This is a genomic window from Streptomyces sp. NBC_01508 (assembly GCF_045040315.1).
GTDB lineage: Bacteria > Actinomycetota > Actinomycetes > Streptomycetales > Streptomycetaceae > Streptomyces.
The window spans coordinates 7,127,265-7,151,729 of record NZ_CP109419.1 but is presented as its reverse complement, the minus strand read 5'-3'; the positions used below and the strand labels follow the sequence as shown (position 1 = coordinate 7,151,729).

Sequence of the window (24,465 nt, the reverse complement as noted above, 5' to 3'; positions counted from 1 at the left end):
TGGGCGCCGCGCGGCACGAATCGAGCCGCGGCCCACACGTATTCTCGTGGCCGTTCGAGATCAGCACACGGTGATCTGCGGCGGCCTTCTGTGGGCTGCGCCACGTTGCGCGTCCCCCGTTGCGGCCATACCACATGAGGGTCCAAAACGACCATCTTTTCCGGACATTGACGAACGAAGCGACGAACGACCGGCTGCGGTACAACGATCGGTCAGCCTACCTCGCACCCCTGACAACGGGGTCAGGGGGCGCGGTCCGGCCGCCGCCCGGAGACCAGGAAAACCACGGAGCGTTCGCGCTCCGACCACGCTCCGGTGTCCATGCCGACGGACTGGAGCAGCACGCACTCCACCACGTAACCACCCTCTCGGAGGGCGGTACAGATGGCCTCGGCCTCGTCCCGCGTCGCCGCGTGGGTCACGATGTGCGCGGGCCTGCGGTCGGCGCAGGCGATGACGACGTCCACTCCCCCGCCGCCGATCCGTACGACGTCGGGCTCGGGAAGATTCTCCAGCACGTGGGGCGCGCGGCCTTCCACGACTTCCAGTTGTACGCCGGCGCGCCGGGCTGCTGCGGCCGTGCTCGCGCACGCCCCCGGCTCCGCGTCCACGGCGATCACGGCGGCGCCGAAGCGCCCCGCCTCGGCGGCGAGTGCGCCGCTGCCGGACCCGATGTCCCAGACCAGGTCGCCGGTACGGGCTCCCAGGCGGGCGAGTTGGGCCGCGCGCAGCCAGGTCGACTCGCCCTCGTCGAGGTCGACGCCGTACTCCTCGGAGGGCAGCGCCCACCCTCTTACGGAGGGTGGGTACTCGGGGTCGTGGCCCGCGATCCAGCCACCGGTACGGACGGGTGCGGTGCCGGTTCCGCCGACGACGATCACCACGTTGGGGTCGCGCCAGACGTGGTCGGCGGCCTTGTCGGAGGTGAGGACGGTGACCTGTTCGCGGTCGGTGCCCAGCTCCTCACAGATCACGAAGGTGCGGTGAACTCCCTGGAGCAGCAGGGCGAGTTCGGCGGGCCCGGCGCCCGGGGAGGTGAGGACGGCGACTTTGGTGTGCGCCCGGCATACGTTGACGGCGCGACGCAGTGTGCGCTGGTGGGCGACCACCACCTGTGCGTCGTCCCACGGCATTCCGGCGCGGGCGAAGGCGGTGGCCACCGCGGAGACTGCGGGAACGACTTCGACCTCCAGTCCGTGCTCGGGGGCGCGCAGGGTGCGTACGACGCCGAAGAAGCCGGGGTCGCCGTCGGCGAGTACGACGGCGCTGCCGCGGTGCCCGGCGATCCTGCGGGCGGCGAGGTCGACGCTGCCGAGGCGGATGCGTTCGGCGGCCGGCGGGACCTCGGGGAGGTCGAGATGGTGGGCGGCCCCGGCCACCAGGGTGGCGGCGGCGAGGGCGGACGTGGCCGCGGGCGCGAGGGGCGAGCCGTCCCAGCCGATCACCGTGACGCGGTCGGCCATCGTCGTCAGTCTCCCCAGAGTTCGTCAGGTCTTTGTGTCGCGGGTCTTTGTGTCGCGGGTCGTTCTGCCGCAGGCCGGATTCGCCGCGGATCGTGTGTGCCGTGAGGGGGTCCGCACCGGGGCGGTGCGTGTGAGCGTACCCGTCGCGCCGTCGCGCCGTCTGCCGGGGCCGGAGGCCGGGGCGGGACAGTCACTGGGTGTCGCGGGCCGCCGCGGGGTCAGTTCCAGTCGGTGAACGACGCGTAGCCGCCCGCGTCCGCCATCTGTTCGGCCACGCCTTCGAGGTCTTCGGGCAGCAGGCTCCAGACAATGAGGTCGGTCCGGATCTCGATCCAGCCGCCGGCCTCGGTCTGCGTACGCGCTATCCACGCGTTGCGCAGAACACCCTCGCTGATGCAGCCGGCCTTCTGCGCGACCTGCTGGGCCGCCGTGTTGTCGGCGGCGGTGCGCAACTCGACGCGCTCGAAGGACTGGTCGCGGAAGAGCCACTGCGCGATGGCGAGCACCGACTCGGTGGCGTAGCCCTCGCCGCGCGCCCAGGGGGCGGTGATGTAGGAGATCTCGGTCGCGCGGGTGCGCCAGTTGGTGTTCGTCAGGCGGGCGAGACCGACCAGGCGCTGAGTCAGGAACTCGGTGACGGCGAGGACCAGTCCGTGCCCCTCGGTGCGTTCCGCCGGGGCGATCGCGCGTACCCATTCCTCGGCGTGCTGGGTGGTGTACGGCTGCGGCGTCGACGTCCACGCGATGACCGGCTCGTCGTTCATCATCTCGATGTGCGCCGGGATGTCCGCGGCCTCGAACGGGCGCAGCACCAGCCGCTCGGTGCTGATGGAGACGTCCGGAAAGGTGGTAGTCATGCGCAGCTCCATGCCTCAGTCCGTCGTAAAGGCACAGCATGCAGCATCGGGCAGGTGGTGCGCATGGCCGGGTCCGTACGGCCCCCACGGTCGTGGGAGCCGTACGGGCGCGGGCAGTTGACTACTCGGCGGCGCCGAAGGCGGGCGCGACCGAACCCTGGTAGGTGTCCTCGATGTACTTCTTGACCTCCGGGGAGTTGAGGAGCTTCGCGAGCTTCTCGACGCGGGGGTCGGTCTCGTTGCCTTCCTTGACGGCGAGGAAGTTGGCGTACGGGTTGCCCTCGGCCCTCTCCAGCGCCAGCGAGTCATCGGCGGGCTTGAGGTCGGCCTCGATGGCGAAGTTGCCGTTGATGACCGCCGCGTCGACGTCGTTCAGGGCGCGGGGCAGTGTGGCGGCCTCCAGCTCCTTGAACTTCAGGCCCTTGGCGTCCGCGACGTCCGCGAGCGTGGCCGCGGCACCGACGCCGTCCTTGAGGGTGATCAGGCCGTTCTCGGCGAGCAGGTTGAGGGCGCGGCCTTCGTTGGTGGTGTCGTTGGGCACGGCGACGGTCTGGCCGGGCTTGATGTCCTTGATGTCCTCGACCTTCTTGGAGTAGAGGCCGAGCGGCTCCAGGTGGACGTTGACGACCGGCACGATGTGGGTGCCGTTCTTCTTGTTGAAGTCGTCGAGGTACGGCTTGTGCTGGAAGAAGTTCGCGCCGACCTCACCGGACTCGGTGGCGGTGTTCGGCAGGACGTAGTCCGTGAACTCCTTGATCTCCAGCTCGAGACCGGCGTCGTCGGCGAGGTTCTTCTTCACGTACTCCAGGATGTCGGCGTGCGGTACGGGCGACGCGGCGACGACCAGTGGCTTTGACTCGGCCTTGGCTCCGGAGGCGGCCTTCGCCGGGTCGGAGTCCGTACCGCAGGCGGTCAGGCCCAGCGCGAGGGCGGCGGTGGCGGCGGCAGCGGTGATCTTGACGATGGTGCGCACGAAGAGTGCCTCTTTCCGGTGTTGCGGTGGTGGGCCCGGACAAGGAGTGCGGGCCGGTGGTGGGTCGGGTGGTCTGCGGGTCCGCAGGTCTGGTAGTCCGTGGGTCTGCGGGTCCGCAGGTCTGGTGGTCCGTGGGTCTGGTGGTCCGTGGCTCGGCGGGTGTACGAGGCGGCGGGACCGGGACGGGTCAGGAGCTGGTACGTCCCCGGCGTGCGAGGAGCCGTACGGCTCCGTCGCCCAGCAGCTGGACGACCGTCACGACGGCGATGAGGATCACGACCGTGGCGAGCATGAACTCGTTCTCGAAGCGCTGGAATCCGTAGGAATAGGCCTTGGACCCGAGCCCTTCGCCGCCGACCGCGCCCGCCATCGCCGAGTAGCCGATGAGCACGATGACGGTGGTGGTGACGGCGGAGACGATCGACGGCAGGGCCTGCGGCAGCAGCACCTTGCGGACGATGGTGGGGATCGAACCGCCCATCGCCTGGACGGCTTCGACCAGGCCCTGGTCGACCTCCCGTATCGCCGTCTCGACGAGGCGGGCGAAGAACGGGATCGCGCCGATGGCGAGCGGCACGATCATCGCGGTGGGGCCGATGAAGGTGCCGACGACGAGGGTGGTGAAGGGGATCAGCGCGATCAGCAGGATCATGAACGGCAGCGAGCGGCCGATGTTGACGATCACACCGACGACCTTGTTGACAGCGGCGTTCTGGAGCAGGCCGCCCTTGTCGGTGAGGACGAGCAGGACACCGAGCGGCAGCCCGCCGACGACAGTGACGAGCGCCGACCACAGCACCATGTAGAGGGTGTCGATCGTCCCCTGGCTGAGCAGTGGCTGCATTTCGGACCAGGTCACTTGGCACCTTCCTTGGTGAACGCGACGGGAACCTCGACAGCGGCCGGCTCGGCTCCGGGCTCGACCACCTCGACCTGGAGTCCCTGTTCGCGCAGGAAGCCGACGGGCACGACGTTCTCCTCGAAGAGGCCGGGCAGTTCGATGCGCATCCGGCCGATCTGGCGGCCCCCGACGGTGTCCATGGCCGCGCCGAGTATCGAGATGTCGATGTTGTAGATACGCGACAGCTGGGAGATGACCGGCCGGGTGGCCGCCTCGCCGTGGAAGGTCACGTCGACGACCGTGCTGCCGGGGCCGGTCCCGGCACCGTCCACCGGGAACAGCTCGTGTGCCAGCCGGGAGCCGGGGGTGGCGAGCAGTTCGCCGACCGTGCCGGATTCGGTGACCCGGCCCCGCTCCATGAGCGCGGCCGAGTCGCAGATCGTCTTGACGACCTCCATCTCGTGCGTGATCAGCAGGACGGTGAGGCCGAGCTGCTGGTTGATGTCGCGCAGCAGTCGCAGGATGGAGCGGGTGGTCTCGGGGTCGAGCGCGCTGGTGGCCTCGTCGGAGAGCAGCACCTTCGGGTTGCCGGCCAGGGCGCGTGCGATGCCGACGCGCTGTTTCTGGCCGCCGGAGAGCTGGGCGGGGTAGGCCTTGGCCTTGTCGGCGAGGCCGACGAGGTCGAGCAGTTCCCGTGCCCTGCGGGAACGTTTCTGCGCGGAGTGGCCGAGGATCTCCAGCGGCAGTTCGATGTTGTCCTGGACGGTGCGCGAGGACAGCAGGTTGAAGTGCTGGAAGACCATGCCGATGGAGCTGCGGGCCCGGCGGAGTTCCCTGCCGGCCCGTCGGCCGCGCCCCACGAGCGCGGTCAGGTCGGTCCCGTCGACGGTCACGGTGCCGGCCGTGGGGCGTTCGAGGAGGTTGACGCAGCGGATGAGCGAGGACTTTCCGGCGCCGCTGCGGCCGACGACTCCGAAGACCTCGCCCTCGCGTACGTGCAGGTCGACGCCGTCCAGAGCGGTGACCTCAGGGCCGCGCGACCGGCCGGGCCGGCCGGCCCGATAGACCTTCGTCAGACCAGTAGTGGTGATCACAGGGGGTTCCGTCACTGTCGGGTGCGCGGCGCGGTGGCCGCCGGGGCGGGGGGAAGTCGGGGAGGTGCCGACAGGGCGTGGCGCGCCGCGGCGCGCCGGCTCACGGCCGGTCACGTGTGGTGCGGTGGGAAGCCGTGCGGCGCTGTGCGCGGGCTGGCGTCATCCGCGTGCGTGACGTACGTACGGGAGGTACGAGGCGTACGAACGGACGCGGCGCCGCTTCTGTCAGGTCTCGCTTCGGGGCGCGAGGCTCAGGCAGGGGCCCTCAGTGGGCGCACATTCGGCACAGACAGCGAGCACCGGGCGTCGTGATCGCCTCGGTCGCAAGGATGCGGCTGCTCGTCGTGGTCATGTCGGCAAGTAAAGCAGACACCTATCCGCACTCCGGTCAGCCGTCCGAATACCGGATACACCTTCCGGGCTTTTCGTGAGGTGCGGCAGTGCGGTCAGACAGCGATGCCGATCTCCAACTCCACTCCTCTGACCTGCACGGATATGGCAGCGAGGTCGGCGACGACCACGTCTCCGGTCAGCTCCGAGCGGTCGTGCGTTGTGGCCAAGGCCACGGTCCGCATGCCCGCCGCCGCTCCGGAGCGCAGTCCTGCCGGGGCGTCCTCGAAGACCACGCAGCGCGCCGGGTCGACGCCGAGGCGGCTCGCCGCGAGCAGGAACGGCTCGGGGTCGGGCTTGCCTCGGGTGCTGTCGTCGGCTGCGATGAGCGTCTTGGGGTGGATGCCGACCTCGGCGAGCCGGGCTTCGGCGAGCCGCCGGGAGGCGGAGGTCACGACGGCCCAGCGACCTGCGGCGGCTTCGGGAGCCGGCTGACAGGGGTGAGCGCGCCGGGGCGGGCGCACCGGGCCCTTCGGGCCGTAATACTCTCGTCGTCATGCTTGTCGCCCTGACGGTCGCGGTCTCCGTGGCCGCTCTCGCCCTCGCCGCCTGGTGCGGTTTCGCCGCGTACCGGGACCAGCCCACCAAGGACTGGCACTTCGTCGGCATGGCCGTGGTCACGGTGCTGGCACTGGCCCAACTGATCGTCGGGATCGTTCAGTTGGCGCGCGGCGAGGAGCCGGCCGAGGGCTCGGTGATCTTCGTCTCGTATCTGATCGGCGCGGTCGCCGCCGTGCCCGCGGCCGGGTTCCTGTCCCTGGCCGAGCGGACCCGGTGGGGTTCGGTGACGGTCGCCGCGGGCGCCGTCGTCCTCGCCGTACTCGAAGTGCGGCTGTACGACATCTGGGGAGGCTGACGGTGGAAGCCGGGGCGGGGACAGGGGCGGACACGGCGGGCCAGGACGAGCGGCCGGAGAAACGGCCGGACGAGCAGCCGACCGGGCGGACCAGGCTGGTCCAGGGACCGGGACTGCTGCTGGTGTGGCTGTACGGGGTGATGTCGGTCGGCGCGGTGTCGCGGACCGCCTTCGAGATCTCCACCAAGTTCGACCGCGCACCGCTGGCGTACACGCTGTCGGCCGTCGCCGCCGTCGTCTACGTGTTCATCACGTACACGCTCGTACGGGGCGGCGAGACGGCCCGCAAGGCGGCGCTGGTGTGCTGCGCGGGCGAACTGGTCGGCGTGCTCACCGTCGGGACCTGGACGATCGTGGACCCCTCGGCCTTTCCCGAGGCCACGGTCTGGTCGGGATTCGGCTGGGGGTACATCTTCATTCCCGTCCTGCTGCCGGTCACGGGAATGCTGTGGCTGCGCAGGTCCCAACGGGGTTGAGCGGGTAGGGGCGTGCGTCGCTCGCGCCGTCGGAGGTCAGGCGCTGGCGACGAAGGCTCCGGTGGCCGCCTCCTTCTCCAGCGTCACGAGCGTGAGACCGGGACCGGCCGCCTCGCTGGCCACCGGCGCGTACCCCTTGCTCCGGTACAGCCGCAGATTGCCCTCGCTGCGCTGGCCGGTGAAGAGCTGGAAGCGCTTGGCGGCCTTGTCGCCGGCGAAGCTTGCCTCTATCGCGTCGAGCAGCCGGCCGCCGAGCCCGTGGTGCCGCATCCGCGGATGGACGATGAGCTTGCCGATCCTGGCCGTGCCCTCGGTGTCGACGACGCCCCGCACGGAGGCGACGACTTCGCCGCCGAGCCTGGCCACCAGCGCGTGGCCGCGGGCGATTTCGTCCGTGAGGTCGTCGAGGGTCTGGGTCAACGGTTCGATGGTGTAGTCACCGTAGAGCTCGGCCTCGCTCTGGTAACACAGGTACTGGAGCTTGAGGATGTGCTCCGCGTCCTGCGCACCCGCTGCTGAGATGGTCACGCTCATGCCCATGTGTGCATGCCTCCCGCTCACCTGCTGCCGCCGGTTGTCTACCGCTCCTTTCCCCGGAGTTCAGGAGCTGCAACCTCTGTGGTGAGCATTCTGCTCAGGCTTCACAGCCATCGGGAATGTACCGGCCCCGAACTCCGCTGTGAGATACCCAACTCTCCTGCGAAATCACGGCTGCTGGGGCGTTGTGGCGACAACTTCGCAGCCGACGGGCCCGGGCGGCGGCCAGGTGTACGTTCCGCCGCCCCACGCCCAACTCGCGCTCCCCCGCGACCTGTTGTGCCCCGGCCGCACCAGCCGGACGGAACGAGCCGGGCGGGGCGGGGCACGACAGGGCGGGCACAATCGAGTACCCGCCCGGCGGACTCAGTCCTTGGTGAAGTCGGCGGCGGCCAGCAGACCCGTGTCCGGGTTGTCGGTGAAGATGCCGTCGATGCCCTGCTCGAAGTAGACCTGGAAGGCTCCGAAGGCGTCGCCGTACGCGTCCGGATCCGTACCGATCCGGAACTCGGCCGGCAGGAAGCTGTTCTCGTTGCGCATCGTGTAGGGGTGGAGGATCAGGTCCTTCGCATGGGCGTCACGCACCAGCGTGGTCGGCTCGCCCAGCCTGCCGTCCTCGTCCCTCGGAATGATCAGGTCCACCCACGGGCCGATGCCCTGCGCGAACGACGCGATCCACTTCAGACCCTCGGGCGTGACGAGGTCGGCGACGAAACGCGGGTCGCCCGACTCCTTGAAGTCCCACGGCTGGGTGTCCGCCGCGTCGAACAGCACGACGCGCGGCGTCGAGACCAGCTTGGCCATGCGCCGCATGCTGGTCGGCTCGAAGGACTGGAGGAGGAGCGGGGAGTCGTGGCGGTCCCTGCCGTACCGCCGCAGCAGCTTCGCGAGCCGCTCCTCCAGACCGAGGCCCAGGCCCCGGAAGTAGGTGGGGTGCTTCGTCTCGACGTACAGCCATACGGGCTCACCCCGGCGGCGGCCCTCGTCGTCGGCCCAGCGCAGCACCTCATCGAAGGTGGGGATCTCCCAGCGGCCGTTGTAGAGGGTGTTGTGCTGACGGATCTGCGGGATGCGCTCCGTGGCGCGCAGCGTCTTCAGCTCGGCGAGGGTGAAGTCCTCGGTGAACCAGCCGGTGAGGCTGACCCCGTCGACACTCTTGGTCGTCCTGCGCCCGGCGAACCCGGGGTGGTCGGAGACGTCCGTGGTCGCCGTGATGTCGTTCTCGTGACGGCAGACGAGATGGCCGTCCTTCGTCGGCACGAGATCCTGCTCGATGACGTGCGCGCCGAGGTCGAGCGCGTGCTGGTACGAACCGAGGGTGTGCTCGGGCCGGTATCCACTGGCGCCGCGGTGTCCGACGATCGTGGGCACGGGCAGGCGCTTGTACGGCGGGCGGGGCCGGCCGCCGCGCCCGTCGGGCTGCGCCGCCCGCGCCGTACCGGCCGTACCCGCGGAGAGACCGAGTGCCGCCGAGCCGAGCACCGCCGCTCCCAGTACGGTCCTTCGTCCCGGGATGTTTCCCGCACCCTGTGTCATGAACGCTCCTTCATGTGTCTCACGCGAAGTCCCTGTGCTGTCCCGCACCTGTCAAGCGAGGGCTTGATCGTAGGCAGTCACCCCCTACAGGGGGCAGACCCGGCGCGAACACAGCGGAAACTCGTGTCAACACCGCGTATCCGATCGATGAACCCGATGTGCGCGGGGCACCGACCCGCGAGTATCGTCCTCACCTGCAGAGAGTTAGTCGGCTCGAACACGACCGCTCACCAACCGGAGGACCCCGTTGTCCCGCTTTGCACTCGTCAAGGCAGTGCTCGGACCGATCTTGCGTCTGATGTTCCGGCCACGGGTGGAGGGCGCCGAGAACATTCCGGGGACCGGTCCGGTGATCCTCGCCGGCAACCACCTCACCTTCATCGACTCGATGATCCTGCCGCTGGTCTGCGGCGGCCGTCAGGTCTTCTTCATCGGCAAGGACGAGTACGTCACCGGCAAGGGGCTCAAGGGCAGGCTGATGGCCTGGTTCTTCACCGGCTGCGGCATGATCCCGGTGGACCGTGACGGCGGGCACGGCGGCGTCGCCGCGCTGATGACCGGCCGCCGGGTGCTGGAGGACGGCCATATGTTTGGCATCTACCCGGAGGGCACCCGTTCCCCCGACGGGCGGCTGTACCGGGGCCGTACGGGCATCGCGCGGCTCACGCTGATGACCGGCGCGCCCGTGGTCCCCTTCGCGATGATCGGCACGGACAAGATCCAGCCGAACGGGTCGGGCATGCCGCGGCCGAGCAAGGTGACGGTCCGCTTCGGCGCGCCGATGGAGTTCTCCCGGTACGACGGCATGGACCGCGACCGCTATGTGCTGCGGGCGGTGACCGACTCCGTGATGACCGAGGTCATGCGGCTCGGCGGCCAGGAGTACGTGGACATGTACGCCACCAAGGCGAAGGCGGCCTGACCCGGGCGGACCCGGCCCGGGACGGGTGCGCCGGGCCGGCCGGTCGTCGGGTCGTCCTCCATCGCCGGACGGGCTTACGCCGGCTCCTCCGGGCTCTCCTCCAGCTTCTGGCCGCGCAGCAGGAACCACGCCACCACCGAGGTCGCGAGCAGCACGACCGCCCCGGCGCCCGCCGCGATGCGCAGGCCGTGGACGAAGGCTTCCTGTGCCGCGGCGAGCAACTCCGCGGCCTGGTGGGCGGGGATGCCGCCGGCCGCGTCCACCGCGCCGCCCAGTGACTCGTGCGCGGCGGCCGCCGTCCCGGCCGGTACGCCCGCCGGGGTGTGGAAGCCCTGGTAGACGCTAGTGACGATGGAGCCGAGGAGCGCGATGCCGAGCGCGGCGCCCAGTTCGTACGCCGTCTCCGACACCGCCGACGCCGAGCCCGCCTGTTCCTTGGGGACGCTGGAGAGGATCACGTCCGCCGTCACGGTGAAGGAGAATCCCGCGCCGACGCCGACGACGAGCAGCACGGCGCCGAGCATCGGGTAGGCGGTGTGCTCGGTCAGGACGACGAGCGAGGCGGTCGCCAGGCCGACCCCGGCGAGGCCGCCGGCCACCACGAGCCGTACGGAGAACCGCCGAGCGGCCCGGCCGGCCAGCAGGCCCGCCGTCACGGCGCCGATGGCGGCGGGCAGTTCGGCGACGCCCGCCTCCAACGGGCCGCGCCCCTGGACGAGTTGCAGATACTGGGAGAGGAAGAAGACGAGCCCCGACAGGCCGAGGATGGTCAGCAGATCGGCCAGTACGGCTCCGGAGAAGCCCCGGTTGCGGAACAGCCGCATGTCGAGCAGCGGGAAGCGGATCGTGAGCTGTCTGCGGACGAACCAGACAAGCGCCCCGACGCCGACGACCGCCGAGGCGGCGATGTCCCAGCGCAGCCCGTGCGCGGCGGCTTCCTTGATGGCGTACACGACGCCGACGATCCCGGCGAGGGACAGCACCACACTGAGCACGTCCCAGGGGCCGGGCTCGGGGTTCTTCGACTCGGGCAGGAGTTTGGCGCCGACGACGACGAGGACCGCCATGACGGGCAGGTTGATCAGGAAGACCGAGCCCCACCAGAAGTGCTCCAGCAGGAATCCGCCGACGACCGGCCCGACGGCCGCGCCCGCCGACGCCGCGGCGCCCCAGATGCCGATGGCGAGGCTGCGCTCCTTGGGGTCGTGGAAGATGTTGCGGATCAGGGCCAGCGTGGACGGCATCAGCGTCGCGCCCGCCACACCCAGCAGCGCCCGCGCGATGATCATCATCTCCGGGCTGGTCGCGTAGGCGTTGAGTACGGAGACGGCCCCGAAGGCGACCGCGCCGGTCAGCAGCAGCTTCTTACGGCCGATCCGGTCACCGAGGCTGCCCATGGAGACGAGCAGGCCGGCGATGACGAACGAGTAGATGTCGCCGATCCAGAGCAGTTGGGTGCCGGACGGCTTGAGGTCCTCGCTGAGGAACGGCGTGGCGAGGCCGAGCACCGTGGCGTCGACCGCCACCAGCAGTACGGCCAGGACGAGCACGGACAGGGCGAGCCAGCGCCCGGGGCGGGGCCGTGGGTCCGTCTCCGTCGCCGGCCGTTCGGTCCTGATCATTGCTCCACGCTCCGTCGTGCGCCGCCGAGCAGCAACTCGGCGATCATGTACTGGAAGTCCTTCGCGGCGACCCGTCCGTCGTGAACGGACCAGAAGCCGGAGCTGACGAGTCCGTAGAAGGCGTCGGTGAGCCAGGCGGGGCTCAGGTCGATGCGGAACTCGCCCCGCTCCTGTCCGCGCCGGAAGAGCACGGCCACGCGGGTGTCGAGCCGGTCCCAGCCTTCGTTCATCTCGCCCTCGAAGAGCTGGTTCTCGGTGACGAGGAAGGCGAGAAGCCCGGCGGACGGCTCGATCTCGGTGATGAGCCGGCGTACGGCGTCGCTCGCGGCCCCCTCGTCGGTCCTGGCCGCGTCGAGCGCCGCTTCGAACTCCTGGATGCCCAGCTCCTCCAGGGCCCTGACCAGCGCGTCGCGTCCCGCGAAGTGCCGGTGCAGGGTGGCCCGGCCTATGCCGGACGCCCGCGCGACCTCGTCCATGGTGGCGGTGGCCTTGCGGGTGAGGAGGGCGGCGGCCGTGCGCAGCACCTGGTCCCGGTCGACTGTCATGAGACGACCATAGACCGAATGAGACGCTGTTGTCTCATTCAATACGAGTGGCGCTCATCTCGGACAACGTCAGGCCACTTGGGACTGCTTCCGACTACTTCGGACCACTTCGGGCCACTGTCGAGCGCGACCTGGCGAGGAGATATCTTGATGTCGAGCAATGTTGCAGACGTGGAGCGGAGCACCCGGTGACAGACTCGACCATCATTTACACGCATACCGACGAGGCCCCGGCCTTGGCTACGTACTCATTCCTGCCTGTGGTCGAGGCCTATGCCTCGACGGCCGGGGTCACGGTGGAGCGCCGTGACATCTCCCTGGCGGGGCGGATCATCGCCGGTTTCGCCGACCGTCTCGAAGAGGGACAGCGGATCGATGACGCGCTCGCGGAGCTGGGCGCCCTCGCCAAGACCCCCGAGGCGAACATCATCAAGCTGCCGAACATCTCGGCGTCGATCCCGCAGCTGAAGGCGGCGATCACCGAGCTCCAGCAGCAGGGCTACGCGCTGCCCGACTACCCGGACGACCCGAAGTCCGACGAGGACAAGGACGTACGGGCGCGCTACGACAAGGTCAAGGGCAGCGCCGTCAACCCGGTGCTGCGCGAGGGCAACTCGGACCGCCGCGCCCCTGCCTCGGTGAAGAACTACGCCAAGGCGCACCCGCACCGGATGGGCGCCTGGACGCCCGAGTCGAAGACGAACGTCGCGCACATGGACGCCGACGACTTCCGTTCCACCGAGAAGTCCGCCGTGATCGCCGAGGCCGGCTCGCTGCGGATCGAGCTGGTGGGCGACGACGGGAACACCACCGTCCTGCGCGAGTCGGTGCCCGTGCTGGCCGGCGAGGTCGTGGACGTGTCCGCGATGCGCGTGGCCGCGCTGCGTGAGTTCCTCACGGCGCAGATCGCCCGTGCCAAGGCCGAGGACGTGCTGTTCTCGGTGCACCTGAAGGCCACGATGATGAAGGTCTCCGACCCGATCATCTTCGGTCACACGGTGCGCGCCTTCTTCCCCAAGACGTTCGCGGAGCACGGCCACACGCTCGCGGCGGCCGGACTGACCCCCAACGACGGTCTCGGCGGCATCCTCAAGGGCCTTGAGTCGCTGCCCGAGGGATCGAAGATCGCCGAGTCCTTCACCGCCGAGCTGGCCGAGGGCCCGGCGCTGGCGATGGTCGACTCCGACAAGGGCATCACCAACCTGCACGTGCCGAGCGATGTCATCGTCGACGCCTCCATGCCGGCCATGATCCGCACCTCCGGCCACATGTGGGGCCCGGACGGCGGCGAGGCCGACACGCTCGCCGTCATCCCGGACAGCAGCTACGCGGGCATCTACCAGGTCGTCATCGACGACTGCCGCGCCAACGGCGCCTACGACCCGTCGACCATGGGCTCGGTGCCCAACGTCGGCCTGATGGCGCAGGCGGCCGAGGAGTACGGCAGCCACGACAAGACCTTCGAGATCCCCGCCACCGGCACGGTGCGCGTCGTGAACGCGGCGGGCGACGCCGTACTGGAGCAGACGGTCAGCGCCGGCGACGTCTTCCGGATGTGTCAGACCAAGGACGTGCCGATCCAGGACTGGGTCAAGCTGGCCGTCAGCCGCGCTCGCGCCACCGGAAACCCGGCCGTGTTCTGGCTGGACGAGGGCCGCGCGCACGACGCCAACCTGATCGCCAAGGTGAACGCGTACCTGCCCGAGCACGACACCGACGGTCTGACCATCGAGATCATGACGCCCGTCGAGGCGATCGCGTTCTCGCTGGAGCGCATCCGGCGCGGCGAGGACACCATCTCGGTGACCGGCAACGTCCTGCGTGACTATCTGACCGACCTCTTCCCGATCCTGGAGCTCGGTACGAGCGCCAAGATGCTCTCGGTCGTACCGCTCATCAACGGCGGCGGGCTCTTCGAGACGGGCGCGGGCGGCTCGGCTCCCAAGCACGTGCAGCAGCTCGTCAAGGAGGACTACCTCCGCTGGGACAGCCTGGGCGAGTTCCTCGCGCTTGCCGTCAGCTTCGAGCACCTCGCGACCACCACGGGCAACGCGCGCGCCCAGGTGCTGGCCGACACGCTCGACCGCGCCACCGGCACGTTCCTGAGCGAGAACAAGTCGCCCAGCCGCAAGGTCGGCGGCATCGACAACCGCGGCAGCCACTTCTACCTGGCGCTCTACTGGGCGCGGGAGCTGGCGAAGCAGACCGAGGACGCGCAGCTCGCCGACGCGTTCGCGACGCTCGCCACGACGCTGGCCGAGCAGGAGCAGACGATCGTGGCCGAACTGGTCGCCGTGCAGGGGGCGCCGGTCGACATCGGCGGCTACTACCAGCCGGACCCGGCCAAGGCCGAGGCAGTGATGCGGCCGTCGAAGACGTTCAACCAGGCGATCTCCACGCTGGGTTGATCCTGATGCGCGTATGAGAGTGCCGGGCGGGCCGCTTCCGCGGCGCGCCCGGCCTTCTCGTACCCGCTACTTCTTGGCCGTCGCCCACGCGTGCTGGATCGCCAGGTCCGTCTTCACCTCGGCGAGCTGGACCGCGACCGCCGAAGGCGCCGTACCGCCGCGGCCGTCGCGGGAGGCCAGCGCGCCGGAGACGTTGAGGACCGTACGTACTTCCGGTGTCAGATACGCGGAGATCGACGCGAACTGATCGTCCGTCAGATCAGCCAGCTCGATCCCCTCCTTCTCGCACACCTTGACGCACTCTCCCGCGACCTCGTGCGCGACCCGGAACGGCACACCCTGCCGCACCAGCCACTCGGCGATGTCGGTGGCCAGCGAGAAACCGGCCGGGGCCAGCTCCGCCATCCGCTCCCGGTTGACGGTGAGCGTCGCCATCATCCCGGTGAACGCGGGGAGCAGGACCTCCAGTTGGTCGCAGGAGTCGAAGACCGGCTCCTTGTCCTCCTGGAGATCGCGGTTGTACGCGAGGGGCAGCGCCTTGAGCGTGGCCAGCAGCCCCGTCAGATTGCCGATCAGCCGGCCCGACTTGCCGCGCGCCAGCTCGGCGATGTCCGGGTTCTTCTTCTGCGGCATGATCGACGAGCCGGTGGAGAACGCGTCGTGCAGCGTGACGAAGGAGAACTCCTTCGTGTTCCAGATGATGACCTCTTCGGCGATGCGCGAGAGATTCACGCCGATCATCGCGGTGATGAAGGCGAACTCGGCAGCGAAGTCCCGTGCGGCCGTGCCGTCGATGGAGTTGGCGGCGGAGCCGTGCTCGAAGCCGAGGTCCGCGGCGACCGCCTCCGGGTCGAGACCCAGCGACGACCCGGCCAGCGCGCCGGAGCCGTACGGGGAGACCGCCGTCCGCTCGTCCCACTGCCGCAGCCGCTCCGCGTCCCGCGACAGGGCCTGCACATGTGCCAGCACATGGTGCGCGAAGAGCACCGGCTGGGCGTGCTGGAGATGCGTACGGCCCGGCATGGCCACGTCCGGGTGCGCCTCGGCGAGACCGACGAGCGCCTCCTGGAGGTCGGCGATCAGCGCGCCGATGATCCGCGCGTGGTCGCGCAGATACATCTTGAAGAGGGTGGCGACCTGGTCGTTACGGGACCGGCCGGCGCGCAGCTTGCCGCCGAGGTCCGCGCCCAGCTGTTCGAGGAGCCCGCGTTCCAGGGCGGTGTGGACGTCCTCGTCGGCGACGGTCCCGGTGAAGGAGCCGTCGGCGACGGCCGCCTCCAGCCGGTCGAGCCCGGCGAGCATCCGGTCCAGCTCGTCCTCGTCGAGGAGATCCGCCTTGTTGAGCACGCGCGCGTGCGCGCGGGAGCCCGCGATGTCGTACGGCGCGAGGCGCCAGTCGAAGTGCACGGACGCCGACAGCTTGGCCAGGGCCTCGGCGGGGCCGTCGGCGAAACGGCCACCCCAGAGCCGGACGTCACCGGTGTTGCTGCTACTCACTGCTGGGTCGCTCCTTGCGTGCGGTCACAACTATGGGCGGGGTGAGGGATTCTCTCCCCTGCCCCGCCCCTTCCCGAAATCGGGGCTCCGTCCCCGAGCCCGTCCTCGGCCCCGCCCCGAGCCCGTCCTCGATCGCCGGACGGGCTCAAGGTGATCAGGCCTGGTCGCGCTTGGCGGCGATCTTCGCGGAGAGGCCGAACAGCTCGATGAAGCCCTGCGCCTTGGACTGGTCGAAGGTGTCGCCCGAGTCGTACGTCGCCAGGTTGAAGTCGTACAGCGACTCGTCCGAGCGCCGACCGGTGACGACGGCACGGCCACCGTGCAGCGTCATCCGGATGTCGCCGGTGACGTGCTGGTTGGCCTCGTTGATGAAGCCGTCCAGGGCGCGCTTGAGCGGGGAGAACCACAGGCCGTCGTAGACCATCTCGCCCCACCGCTGCTCGACCTGCCGCTTGTAGCGGGCCAGTTCGCGCTCGACGGTGACGTTCTCCAGCTCCTGGTGGGCGGTGATCAGCGCGATCGCGCCCGGGGCCTCGTACACCTCACGGGACTTGATACCCACGAGCCGGTCCTCGACCATGTCGATCCGGCCGATGCCCTGGCCGCCGGCCCGCTCGTTGAGCTGCTGGATCGCCTGGAGGACCGAGACGGGCTTGCCGTCGATGGCGACCGGGACACCCTCCTTGAAGGAGATGACGACCTCGTCGGCCTCGCGGTGCTCCGCCGGGTTGGAGGTGTACTCGTAGATGTCCTCGATCGGACCGTTCCAGATGTCCTCCAGGAAGCCCGTCTCGACGGCCCGTCCGAAGACGTTCTGGTCGATGGAGTACGGGGACTTCTTGGTGGTCGCGATCGGGAGGTTCTTCTCCTCGCAGAAGGCGATCGCCTTGTCCCGGGTCATCGCGTAGTCGCGGACCGGGGCGATGCACTTCAGCTCGGGGGCGAGGGCGACGATGCCGGCCTCGAACCGGACCTGGTCGTTGCCCTTGCCGGTGCAGCCGTGGGCGACGGTGTCGGCGCCGTGCTTCTTGGCGGCGGCCACGAGGTGCTTGACGATCGCCGGCCGGGAGATCGCGGAGACCAGCGGGTAGCGGTCCATGTAGAGCGCGTTGGCCTTGATCGCCGGGAGGCAGTACTCCTCGGCGAACTCGTCCTTGGCGTCGGCGACCTCGGCCTCGACGGCACCGCAGGCGAGCGCGCGCTTGCGGATGACGTCCAGGTCCTCGCCGCCCTGACCGACATCCACGGCGACGGCGATGACCTCGGCGCCCGTCTCCTCGGCGATCCAGCCGATGGCGACGGAAGTGTCCAGGCCTCCTGAGTAGGCGAGTACGACGCGCTCGGTCACGGGTTTCTCCTTACGGTGCATACGCTGATGGGTATAACTATGCAGTGCACCGTATGTTTTGTCAACGTGACCCCTGAGTGGTCCCTCAGCCGCTCTCCGTGATCTCCGTGGCCAGCACCAGGGGGTGGCTGTGCTCCAGGTCCTTGGTGGCCGTGAGCAGTGTGAGCGTGCCCTCGGCGGCCAGCGTCCGGAGGCGTTCCAGGGCATCGGAGGCGGCCGATCCGGGCTCCGCCAGCTCGGCCCGGTAGCGGTCGGCGAACGCCGCGTACCGGCCCGGATCGTGGCCGTACCACTTCCGCAGCTCGGCCGAGGGCGCCGCGTCCTTCAGCCAGTCGTCGAAGACGGCGGCGCTCTTGGCGAGCCCGCGCGGCCAGAGGCGGTCGACCAGCACCCGTGTCCCGTCGTCCGGCGCCGCCGCCTCGTAGACCCGGCGGACCCGTACCTCGTGTGTGGGCTTCGTCCTGTCCGTCATGCCTTCCGCCCCTCGGAAACATCTCGACGTGTGCGAGCGTCGGCGCCGACAATAGATGCCATGGGAAAGCACTACGAACGGATCGACGGACGTATTCGCACCTTCATCGAGGAACAGCCCGTCTTCTTCACCGCAACGGCCCCACGCGCCGACGACGGTCACGTCAACGTCTCGCCCAAGGGACGCTCCGGCAGTCTCGTCGTGCTGGACGAGTCGACGCTCGCGTATCTCGACTTCGGCGGCAGCGGCGCGGAGACCATCGCCCACCTGCGGGAGAACAGCCGCATCACCCTCATGTGGTGCGCGTTCGACGGCCCGCCGAAGATCGTGCGGGTGCACGGGCGCGGGGAGCCGGTGTTCCGGGACGACCCGCGCTGGGGGGAGTACATCGCGCGCTTCGCGGACGCGGACGGGCCGAGCGCGCGGGCGATCATCCTGGTCGGCGCGGTACGGATCAGCGACTCCTGCGGGTTCGCCGTCCCCTTCATGGAGTACCGAGAGGAGCGCACGCAGCACGCCCAGCACTTCGCCAGGAAGAGTGACGAGGAGTTCGCGGCGTACTGCGAGAAGAAAGAGCACGTGGGCGTGAGCCTGGACGGGCTGCCCGCGCTCCCCCTGCCGCTGCCCGCGCGCCCCGACCTGCCCGCCGAGGTCACCGAGATCGCCCGTTCGGCTTAGGTCCTGTCCGGCGGAGCCGGGACCTGAGAGGCCGTCACCCGGTGACCGGCATACCGTCCGAGCATGCGCACCCTTCTCTCGCTCGGCTCGGTCCTGCTCGCCGTCGTCGCCACCGTCGCGGCCGGGCCGGTCGCGCCCGCCGAAACCTCCGCGCCGCTCCCCGAGCGGATGGCCGACACCGGCGGCGGCAGCCAGCTGATCACCGCCGAGGCCGCGACCACCGGCGCGACCACCGGCCGCGTCACCTGGTGGGACCGGCGCGGGGACCGCTGGGTGGCGGCGGGGTCGGCCGACGCGCGGTTCGGCGCCGGCGGGCTGGTCCGGGGCGGCGCACGCGAGCAGGGCACCTCGACCACGCCGACCGGGCTGTACGACCTGCCGTACGCCTTCGGCATCCGGCCGGCGCCGGCCGGGACCCGTTACGCGTACCGCCCGGTGACCGACCGGTCCTGGTGGTGCCAGGACAACGACTCGCGTGCGTACAACCGCTGGGTGGAGGGGCTGCCGGCCGACTGCCGCGCGGCGGAGGCCGAGAAGCTGACCGATTACGGCACCCAGTACGCGCACGCCCTGGTCATCGGCTTCAACTACGACCGGCCCGTACGCGGCCGGGGCGCCGGGATCTTCCTGCACGTCAACGGCAAGGGCGCGACGGCCGGTTGTGTCTCCGTGCCGGCCGGGGCGATGAGCCGCATCCTCGCGTGGGCCGACCCCGGGCGCGCACCGCACATCGCGGTGGGCACGGCCTCGGGGCGTACGGCGATCACCAACTACTGACCGGCCCCGCGAGGTGTCAGCTGTCCTTCTGGGCCAGCCGCAGCAGGTGGTCCGCGAGTGCCTGCCCGCCCGCCGGGTCGCGGCTGATCAGCAGCAGCGTGTCGTCCCCGGCGATGGTGCCGAGGATCGGCCGCAGTTCGGCCTGGTCGATGGCCGAGGCGAGGAACTGGGCGGCGCCCGGCGGCGTACGGAGCACCACGAGGTTGGCGGACGCCTCGGCGGAGATGAGCAGTTCGCCGGAGAGGCGCCGCATCCGCTCCTCCTTCGCCGACTCGCCGAGGGGGGCGTGCGGGGTGCGGTAGCCGCCCTCGCTGGGGACCGCGTAGATCAGTTCGCCGCCGGTGTTGCGGATCTTCACGGCGCCCAGCTCGTCCAGGTCGCGCGAGAGCGTCGCCTGGGTGACGTTCAGACCGTCGTCGGCGAGGAGCTTGGCGAGCTGGCTCTGGCTGCGGACCGGCTGCCGGTTGAGGATGTCCACGATCCGGCGGTGCCGTGCCGTGCGCGTCTGCGGGACGGAGGGGCCGATGTGCTCGGCCCCGCCGCTCGTCCCGGTCGCTCCGTTCGCGCCGTCCGTGTCGATCCCGTTGTGCTCGGGTGCCTGCGCCTCGGTCATCGTCGTCTCATTCCCCGGTTCGTCCGTCCCCGTTGGTCCCGTGGGCGGTGTCGAGGACGCCGGGCAGGGCTTGGAGGAACGTGTCCACCTCGTCGTCGCCGATGATCAGCGGTGGCATGAGCCGTACGACGTCGGGAGCTGGCGCGTTCACCAGGAGACCGGCATCCTGAGCCGCCTGCTGCACCTGTGGCGCGAGCGGCTCGGTGAGCACGATACCCAGCAGCAGTCCCGCGCCGCGGACATGCGAGACCAGCGGGTGCCCGAGCGCCTCGATTCCGTCCCGCAGCCGCTCCCCCAACCGCTTCACGTGGTCGAGCGCGCCGTCGGCGCCGAGTGTTTCCAGTACGGCGAGTCCGGCCGCGCACGCGACGGGGTTGCCGCCGAAGGTCGTGCCGTGCTGACCGGGCTTGAGCAGGTCCGCCGCCGGGCCGAACGCGAGCGTCGCGCCGAGCGGCAGACCGCCGCCGAGGCCCTTGGCGAGCGTCACGACATCGGGCTCGACGCCCTGGTGCGCCTGGTACTCGAACCAGTGCCCGGTCCGGCCGACACCCGTCTGGACCTCGTCGAGCACCAGCAGGGTGCCGGTGGCGCGGGTGATCTCCCGGGCCGCTTCGAGATAGCCCGCGGGTGGCACGACCACGCCGTTCTCCCCCTGGATCGGCTCGATGATCAGCAGCGCGGTCTCCTCGGTGACGGCCGCCCGCAGCGCGTCGACGTCTCCGTACGGAATGTGGGTGACGTCGCCGGGCAGCGGCAGGAAGGGCTCCCGCTTGGCCTGCTGGCCGGTGAGCGCGAGCGCGCCCATCGTGCGGCCGTGGAAGCCGCCCTCGGTGGCGACCATGTGACGGCGGCCGGTGAGCCGGCCGATCTTGAACGCGGCCTCGTTCGCCTCGGCGCCCGAGTTGCAGAAGAAGACGCGGCCGGGGCGGTCGGCGAGGGCGATGAGCCGTTCGGCGAGGGCGATGGGCGGGCCGGCGACGTACAGGTTCGACACATGCCCGAGGGAGGCGATCTGCCGGGAGACGGCGTCGACCACGGCGGGGTGGGCGTGGCCGAGGGCGTTCACCGCGATACCGGCGACGAAGTCGGTGTACGCGGTGCCGTCGGCGTCCCAGACTGTGGCCCCCGCGCCGCGCACGAGGGACAGCGGCGGGGTGCCGTAGTTGTCGGCCATGACGTGCTGCCAGCGCCGCGTGAACTCCTGGTTGCTGTCGTCGGTCATGCCGCTCCCCCTGTCGTGGTCTCCGGTGTGCCCGCCGTCCCGTCGGGGACGACCATCGTGCCGATGCCTTCGTCGGTGAAGATCTCCAGCAGGATCGAGTGCTGCACGCGGCCGTCGAGTACGCGGGCGGTGTTGACCCCGTTGCGTACGGCGAACAGACAGCCCTCCATCTTCGGCACCATGCCGCTGGACAGCTCGGGCAGCAGCTTCTCCAGCTCGGTGGCCGTGAGCCTGCTGATCACGTCGTCGTTGTTCGGCCAGTCCTCGTACAGACCCTCGACATCGGTGAGGACCATCAGCGTCTCGGCCCCGAGCGCCGCGGCGAGCGCGGCGGCGGCGGTGTCTGCGTTGACGTTGTAGACGTGTCCGTCGTCGGCGCTGCGCGCGATGGAGGAGATGACCGGGATACGGCCGTCGGCGAGCAGTGCCTCGATGGCGCCCGGGTCGATCGCGGTGATCTCGCCGACCCGGCCGATGTCGACCAACTCGCCGTCGATACGCGGCCGGTGCCGGGTCGCCGAGATGGTGTGCGCGTCCTCGCCCGTCATGCCGACGGCGAGCGGGCCGTGCTGGTTGAGCAGTCCGACGAGTTCGCGCTGGACCTGGCCGGCGAGCACCATCCGTACGACGTCCATCGCCTCGGGGGTGGTGACCCGCAGCCCGGCCTTGAACTCGCTGACCAGCCCGTGCCGGTCGAGCTGCGCGCTGATCTGGGGGCCGCCGCCGTGCACGACGACCGGCTTGAGGCCGGCCTGGCGCAGGAAGACGACGTCCTGGGCGAAGGCGGCCTTGAGGTCGTCGTCCACCATGGCGTTGCCGCCGAACTTGATGACGACGATCCTGCCGTTGTGGCGGGTGAGCCAGGGCAGCGCCTCGATGAGGATCTGCGCCTTGGGCAGCGCGGTGTGCTTGCGGGCGGTGTGTTTGGGCGCGATGTGCTCGGGCGCGGTGTTCTCGGGCGCGGTGTTCTCGGGCGTGGTCATGAGCTGTACGCGCTGTTCTCGTGGACGTAGTCGGCGGTGAGGTCGTTGGTCCAGATGACGGCCGACTGCGGACCGGCGGCGAGATCGGCGGTGATCCGCACCTCCCGGAAGCGCATGTCGACCAGGTCACGGTCCTCGCCGACTGAGCCGTTCTTGCAGACCCAGATGTCGTTGATCGCGACGTTGAGCTGGTCGGGGTCGAAGGCGGCGGAGGTCGTGCCGATCGCGGACAGGACGCGGCCCCAGTTGGGGTCCTCGCCGTGCAGCGCGCACTTGAGGAGATTGTTGCGGGCGATCGAGCGGCCCACCTCGACGGCGTCGTCCTCGGTCGCCGCGTTGATCACCTCGATCCGGATGTCCTTGCTGGCGCCTTCGGCGTCGCCGATGAGCTGGCGGCCCAGGTCGTCGCAGACCGTACGGACGGCTTCCGCGAACTCCTCGTATCCGGGCGTCACTCGGGAGGCGCCGGAGGCGAGCAGCAGCACGGTGTCGTTGGTGGACATGCAGCCGTCGGAGTCGACCCGGTCGAAGGTGGTCCGGGTGGCGGCGCGCAGGGCAGAGTCGAGCGCGGGGCTGTCGACATCGGCGTCCGTGGTGAGCACGACGAGCATGGTGGCGAGGCCGGGGGCGAGCATGCCCGCGCCCTTGGCCATACCGCCGACGGTCCAGCCGTCGCCGCCCGCGACGGCCGTCTTGTGCACGCTGTCGGTGGTCTTGATGGCGATGGCGGCCTTCTCGCCGCCGTGCGGGGAGAGTTCGGCCGCGGCCTTCTCGACGCCGGGCAGAAGCTTGTCCATCGGGAGGCTGATACCGATGAGCCCGGTGGAGGCGACGGCGATCTCGCCGGGGCTGTGGTCACCGGGGGCCGTGGAGTTGAGAACCTCGGCGACCTTCTCGGCGGTGGCGTGGGTGTCCTGGAAGCCCTTGGGGCCCGTACAGGCGTTGGCACCACCGGAGTTGAGGACGACGGCGGAGATCTGGCCGCCCTTGACGACCTGTTCCGACCACAGGACGGGTGCGGCCTTGACGCGGTTGGAGGTGAAGACGCCGGCGGCGGCGCGGCGCGGGCCGGTGTTGACCACGAGGGCCAGGTCCGGGGTGCCGCTGTCCTTGATCCCGGCGGTGATGCCCGCCGCCGTGAATCCGCCTGCTGCCGTGACGCTCACTGCATCTCCTTGGTCGGGTGGAGCTTCGGGTGGGGGTGGGTGTCCTGCGCCGCGGGGCCGTGCGGGGGCCGGTTCACGGTGCGACGCCGGTGGCCGGGAGGCCGGTCTCCTCGGGCAGCCCGAGCGCGATGTTCATGCTCTGGACCGCGCCGCCGGCCGTACCCTTGGTGAGGTTGTCGATGGCGCTGATCGCGACGACACGCCGGGCGTTCTCGTCCAGGACGACCTGGACCTGTACGGCGTTGGAGCCGTACACGGACGCGGTGGCCGGCCACTGCCCCTCGGACAGGAGCCGCAGATACGGCTCGTCGGCGAACGCCTTCTCGTACGCGTCGCGCACGTCCGCCGCGGTGACGTCCGGCCTCGCCTTCGCCGAGCAGGTGGCGAGGATGCCGCGCGACATGGGCGCGAGGGTGGGCGTGAAGGAGACGCCGACACGCTCCCCCGCCACCGCGCTGAGGTTCTGGATCATCTCGGGGGTGTGCCGGTGTCCACCGCCGACGCCGTACGGGCTCATCGAGCCCATGACCTCGGAGCCGAGCAGATGCGGCTTGACCGCCTTGCCCGCCCCGGAGGTGCCGGTGGCGGCGGTGATCACCGCTTCGGGCTCGACCAGGCCCGCGCCGTACGCGGGGAAGAGGGCGAGCGAGACGGCAGTCGGATAACAGCCGGGCACCGCGACCCGCCTGGAGCCCTCCAACGCGGCGCGGGCGCCGGGCAGTTCGGGCAGGCCGTAGGGCCAGGTGCCGGCGTGGGCGGAGCCGTAGAACGCCTCCCAGTCGGCGGCGTCCCGCAGCCGGAAGTCCGCGCCCATGTCCACGACGAGCACATCGTCACCGAGCCGCTCGGCGACGGCGGCGGACTGTCCGTGGGGCAGGGCGAGAAAGACCACGTCGTGCCCGGCGAGCACATCGGGGGTGGTCGGCTCCAGAACACGGTCGGCCAGCGGCCCGAGGTGCGGCTGAAGGGCGCCGAGGCGCTGGCCGGCGTTGGAGTTCCCGGTGAGGGCGCCGATCTCGACGCCGGGGTGCCCCAGGAGCAGCCGGAGCAGTTCCCCACCGGCGTATCCACTGGCTCCCGCCACCGCTGCACGTACTACCATCGAAGCCCTCCTCGTCGATGGCATGACTATACGTAGCTTCGCAGCTTTATGCAATGACAGGGGAGCCAGTGCCCGCGCCGGTTGCAC

Annotated in this window: 23 protein-coding genes and 1 pseudogene; 6 read left to right on the top strand and 18 right to left on the bottom strand. The window is 70.2% G+C overall.

Annotated elements, in window-relative coordinates; translation table 11 throughout:
• Positions 1-242: 242 nt before the first annotated feature.
• The 6 genes and pseudogenes from cbiE to OG700_RS32990 all read right to left on the bottom strand — a co-directional run.
• Positions 243-1,463 (bottom strand): precorrin-6y C5,15-methyltransferase (decarboxylating) subunit CbiE, encoded by a 1,221-nt coding sequence (gene cbiE, locus OG700_RS33015; RefSeq protein ID WP_405620027.1) that lies wholly within the window; start codon positions 1,461-1,463, stop codon positions 243-245.
• Between the two features lie 218 nt (positions 1,464-1,681).
• Complete coding sequence (locus OG700_RS33010; RefSeq protein ID WP_405620025.1) at positions 1,682-2,320, bottom strand: GNAT family N-acetyltransferase; 639 nt, start codon at positions 2,318-2,320, stop codon at positions 1,682-1,684.
• 121 nt (positions 2,321-2,441) lie between these two features.
• Complete coding sequence (locus OG700_RS33005; protein WP_405620023.1) at positions 2,442-3,293, bottom strand: MetQ/NlpA family ABC transporter substrate-binding protein; 852 nt, start codon at positions 3,291-3,293, stop codon at positions 2,442-2,444.
• 187 nt (positions 3,294-3,480) lie between these two features.
• Positions 3,481-4,152 (bottom strand): methionine ABC transporter permease, encoded by a 672-nt coding sequence (locus tag OG700_RS33000; RefSeq protein ID WP_405620021.1) that lies wholly within the window; start codon positions 4,150-4,152, stop codon positions 3,481-3,483.
• Entirely contained in the window at positions 4,149-5,228 is a 1,080-nt protein-coding gene (locus OG700_RS32995; protein ID WP_405620019.1) for a methionine ABC transporter ATP-binding protein, read from the bottom strand. Before OG700_RS32995 ends, OG700_RS33000 begins: the two co-directional genes overlap by 4 nt.
• Positions 5,229-5,674: 446 nt before the next feature.
• Positions 5,675-6,031, bottom strand: a pseudogene (locus OG700_RS32990) (HAD-IA family hydrolase); the annotation flags it as partial.
• A gap of 83 nt (positions 6,032-6,114) precedes the next feature.
• On the opposite strand from OG700_RS32990, the gene OG700_RS32985 reads away from it, so the two are divergent.
• Both OG700_RS32985 and OG700_RS32980 read left to right on the top strand, forming a co-directional pair.
• Positions 6,115-6,474 carry a hypothetical protein gene (locus OG700_RS32985; RefSeq protein ID WP_405620017.1) on the top strand — a complete coding sequence of 120 codons (360 nt, stop codon included), beginning with the start codon at positions 6,115-6,117 and terminating at the stop codon, positions 6,472-6,474.
• A 140-nt stretch (positions 6,475-6,614) separates the two neighbouring features.
• Positions 6,615-6,950 (top strand): hypothetical protein, encoded by a 336-nt coding sequence (locus tag OG700_RS32980; RefSeq protein ID WP_405622161.1) that lies wholly within the window; start codon positions 6,615-6,617, stop codon positions 6,948-6,950.
• Between the two features lie 36 nt (positions 6,951-6,986).
• On the opposite strand, the gene OG700_RS32975 is transcribed toward OG700_RS32980, so the two are convergent.
• Both OG700_RS32975 and OG700_RS32970 read right to left on the bottom strand, forming a co-directional pair.
• Complete coding sequence (locus OG700_RS32975; RefSeq protein ID WP_405620015.1) at positions 6,987-7,490, bottom strand: GNAT family N-acetyltransferase; 504 nt, start codon at positions 7,488-7,490, stop codon at positions 6,987-6,989.
• 363 nt (positions 7,491-7,853) lie between these two features.
• Entirely contained in the window at positions 7,854-9,023 is a 1,170-nt protein-coding gene (locus OG700_RS32970; RefSeq protein ID WP_405620013.1) for a glycerophosphodiester phosphodiesterase, read from the bottom strand.
• A 298-nt stretch (positions 9,024-9,321) separates the two neighbouring features.
• Here OG700_RS32970 and OG700_RS32965 point away from each other — a divergent pair, with 298 nt between their 5' ends.
• Complete coding sequence (locus tag OG700_RS32965; protein ID WP_405620011.1) at positions 9,322-9,945, top strand: lysophospholipid acyltransferase family protein; 624 nt, start codon at positions 9,322-9,324, stop codon at positions 9,943-9,945.
• Between the two features lie 74 nt (positions 9,946-10,019).
• Here OG700_RS32965 and OG700_RS32960 read toward each other — a convergent pair whose 3' ends face one another.
• Both OG700_RS32960 and OG700_RS32955 read right to left on the bottom strand, forming a co-directional pair.
• A complete protein-coding gene (locus tag OG700_RS32960; protein WP_405620009.1) occupies positions 10,020-11,567 on the bottom strand; it encodes a DHA2 family efflux MFS transporter permease subunit in 1,548 nt (515 codons plus the stop codon).
• Positions 11,564-12,112, bottom strand: a complete 549-nt coding sequence (locus OG700_RS32955; protein WP_405620007.1) for a TetR/AcrR family transcriptional regulator — start codon at positions 12,110-12,112, stop codon at positions 11,564-11,566. Before OG700_RS32955 ends, OG700_RS32960 begins: the two co-directional genes overlap by 4 nt.
• Positions 12,113-12,300: 188 nt before the next feature.
• Here OG700_RS32955 and OG700_RS32950 point away from each other — a divergent pair, with 188 nt between their 5' ends.
• Positions 12,301-14,520, top strand: a complete 2,220-nt coding sequence (locus OG700_RS32950) for an NADP-dependent isocitrate dehydrogenase (RefSeq protein WP_405620005.1) — start codon at positions 12,301-12,303, stop codon at positions 14,518-14,520.
• Between the two features lie 66 nt (positions 14,521-14,586).
• Here the strand turns inward: OG700_RS32950 and argH are convergent, their stop codons facing one another.
• From argH to OG700_RS32935, 3 genes are all read right to left on the bottom strand, one after another.
• Positions 14,587-16,017 carry an argininosuccinate lyase gene (gene argH / locus OG700_RS32945; protein WP_405620003.1) on the bottom strand — a complete coding sequence of 477 codons (1,431 nt, stop codon included), beginning with the start codon at positions 16,015-16,017 and terminating at the stop codon, positions 14,587-14,589.
• A gap of 154 nt (positions 16,018-16,171) precedes the next feature.
• On the bottom strand, positions 16,172-17,365 hold the full coding sequence (locus OG700_RS32940; RefSeq protein ID WP_405620001.1) for an argininosuccinate synthase: 1,194 nt from the start codon (positions 17,363-17,365) through the stop codon (positions 16,172-16,174).
• Between the two features lie 85 nt (positions 17,366-17,450).
• Entirely contained in the window at positions 17,451-17,837 is a 387-nt protein-coding gene (locus OG700_RS32935) for a DUF488 domain-containing protein (RefSeq protein WP_405619999.1), read from the bottom strand.
• Positions 17,838-17,897: 60 nt separating this feature from the next.
• Here OG700_RS32935 and OG700_RS32930 point away from each other — a divergent pair, with 60 nt between their 5' ends.
• Entirely contained in the window at positions 17,898-18,515 is a 618-nt protein-coding gene (locus OG700_RS32930) for a pyridoxamine 5'-phosphate oxidase family protein (RefSeq protein ID WP_405619997.1), read from the top strand.
• A 63-nt stretch (positions 18,516-18,578) separates the two neighbouring features.
• Positions 18,579-19,292 carry a L,D-transpeptidase gene (locus tag OG700_RS32925; protein ID WP_405619995.1) on the top strand — a complete coding sequence of 238 codons (714 nt, stop codon included), beginning with the start codon at positions 18,579-18,581 and terminating at the stop codon, positions 19,290-19,292.
• Between the two features lie 16 nt (positions 19,293-19,308).
• Here the strand turns inward: OG700_RS32925 and OG700_RS32920 are convergent, their stop codons facing one another.
• The 5 genes from OG700_RS32920 to argC all read right to left on the bottom strand — a co-directional run bounded on the left by OG700_RS32920 (position 19,309) and on the right by argC (position 24,378).
• Positions 19,309-19,905, bottom strand: a complete 597-nt coding sequence (locus OG700_RS32920) for an arginine repressor (RefSeq protein WP_405619993.1) — start codon at positions 19,903-19,905, stop codon at positions 19,309-19,311.
• 7 nt (positions 19,906-19,912) lie between these two features.
• Positions 19,913-21,127, bottom strand: coding sequence for an acetylornithine transaminase (locus OG700_RS32915; protein WP_405619991.1), 1,215 nt, complete (start codon positions 21,125-21,127; stop codon positions 19,913-19,915).
• Positions 21,124-22,110, bottom strand: coding sequence for an acetylglutamate kinase (gene argB / locus OG700_RS32910; protein WP_405619989.1), 987 nt, complete (start codon positions 22,108-22,110; stop codon positions 21,124-21,126). The genes OG700_RS32915 and argB overlap by 4 nt, the downstream gene beginning before the upstream one ends.
• Positions 22,107-23,276 carry a bifunctional glutamate N-acetyltransferase/amino-acid acetyltransferase ArgJ gene (argJ, locus tag OG700_RS32905; RefSeq protein WP_405619987.1) on the bottom strand — a complete coding sequence of 390 codons (1,170 nt, stop codon included), beginning with the start codon at positions 23,274-23,276 and terminating at the stop codon, positions 22,107-22,109. The genes argB and argJ overlap by 4 nt, the downstream gene beginning before the upstream one ends.
• 73 nt (positions 23,277-23,349) lie before the next feature.
• The gene (gene argC / locus OG700_RS32900; protein ID WP_405619985.1) at positions 23,350-24,378 is read right to left on the bottom strand and encodes an N-acetyl-gamma-glutamyl-phosphate reductase; all 1,029 of its coding nucleotides are present in this window, start codon (positions 24,376-24,378) and stop codon (positions 23,350-23,352) included.
• Positions 24,379-24,465: the final 87 nt, after the last annotated feature.

Bases quoted from the DNA above. Each gene is read 5' to 3' on its own strand.
- cbiE (WP_405620027.1), bottom strand. From the start codon at position 1,463: ATGGCCGACCGCGTCACGGTGATCGGCTGGGACGGCTCGCCCCTCGCG.
- OG700_RS33010 (WP_405620025.1), bottom strand. From the start codon at position 2,320: ATGACTACCACCTTTCCGGACGTCTCCATCAGCACCGAGCGGCTGGTG.
- OG700_RS32985 (WP_405620017.1), top strand. From the start codon at position 6,115: ATGCTTGTCGCCCTGACGGTCGCGGTCTCCGTGGCCGCTCTCGCCCTC.
- OG700_RS32980 (WP_405622161.1), top strand. From the start codon at position 6,615: ATGTCGGTCGGCGCGGTGTCGCGGACCGCCTTCGAGATCTCCACCAAG.
- OG700_RS32975 (WP_405620015.1), bottom strand. From the start codon at position 7,490: ATGGGCATGAGCGTGACCATCTCAGCAGCGGGTGCGCAGGACGCGGAG.
- OG700_RS32970 (WP_405620013.1), bottom strand. From the start codon at position 9,023: ATGACACAGGGTGCGGGAAACATCCCGGGACGAAGGACCGTACTGGGA.
- OG700_RS32965 (WP_405620011.1), top strand. From the start codon at position 9,322: ATGTTCCGGCCACGGGTGGAGGGCGCCGAGAACATTCCGGGGACCGGT.
- OG700_RS32960 (WP_405620009.1), bottom strand. From the start codon at position 11,567: ATGATCAGGACCGAACGGCCGGCGACGGAGACGGACCCACGGCCCCGC.
- OG700_RS32955 (WP_405620007.1), bottom strand. From the start codon at position 12,112: ATGACAGTCGACCGGGACCAGGTGCTGCGCACGGCCGCCGCCCTCCTC.
- OG700_RS32935 (WP_405619999.1), bottom strand. From the start codon at position 17,837: ATGACGGACAGGACGAAGCCCACACACGAGGTACGGGTCCGCCGGGTC.
- OG700_RS32930 (WP_405619997.1), top strand. From the start codon at position 17,898: ATGGGAAAGCACTACGAACGGATCGACGGACGTATTCGCACCTTCATC.
- OG700_RS32925 (WP_405619995.1), top strand. From the start codon at position 18,579: ATGCGCACCCTTCTCTCGCTCGGCTCGGTCCTGCTCGCCGTCGTCGCC.
- OG700_RS32920 (WP_405619993.1), bottom strand. From the start codon at position 19,905: ATGACCGAGGCGCAGGCACCCGAGCACAACGGGATCGACACGGACGGC.
- OG700_RS32915 (WP_405619991.1), bottom strand. From the start codon at position 21,127: ATGACCGACGACAGCAACCAGGAGTTCACGCGGCGCTGGCAGCACGTC.
- argB (WP_405619989.1), bottom strand. From the start codon at position 22,110: ATGACCACGCCCGAGAACACCGCGCCCGAGAACACCGCGCCCGAGCAC.
- argC (WP_405619985.1), bottom strand. From the start codon at position 24,378: ATGGTAGTACGTGCAGCGGTGGCGGGAGCCAGTGGATACGCCGGTGGG.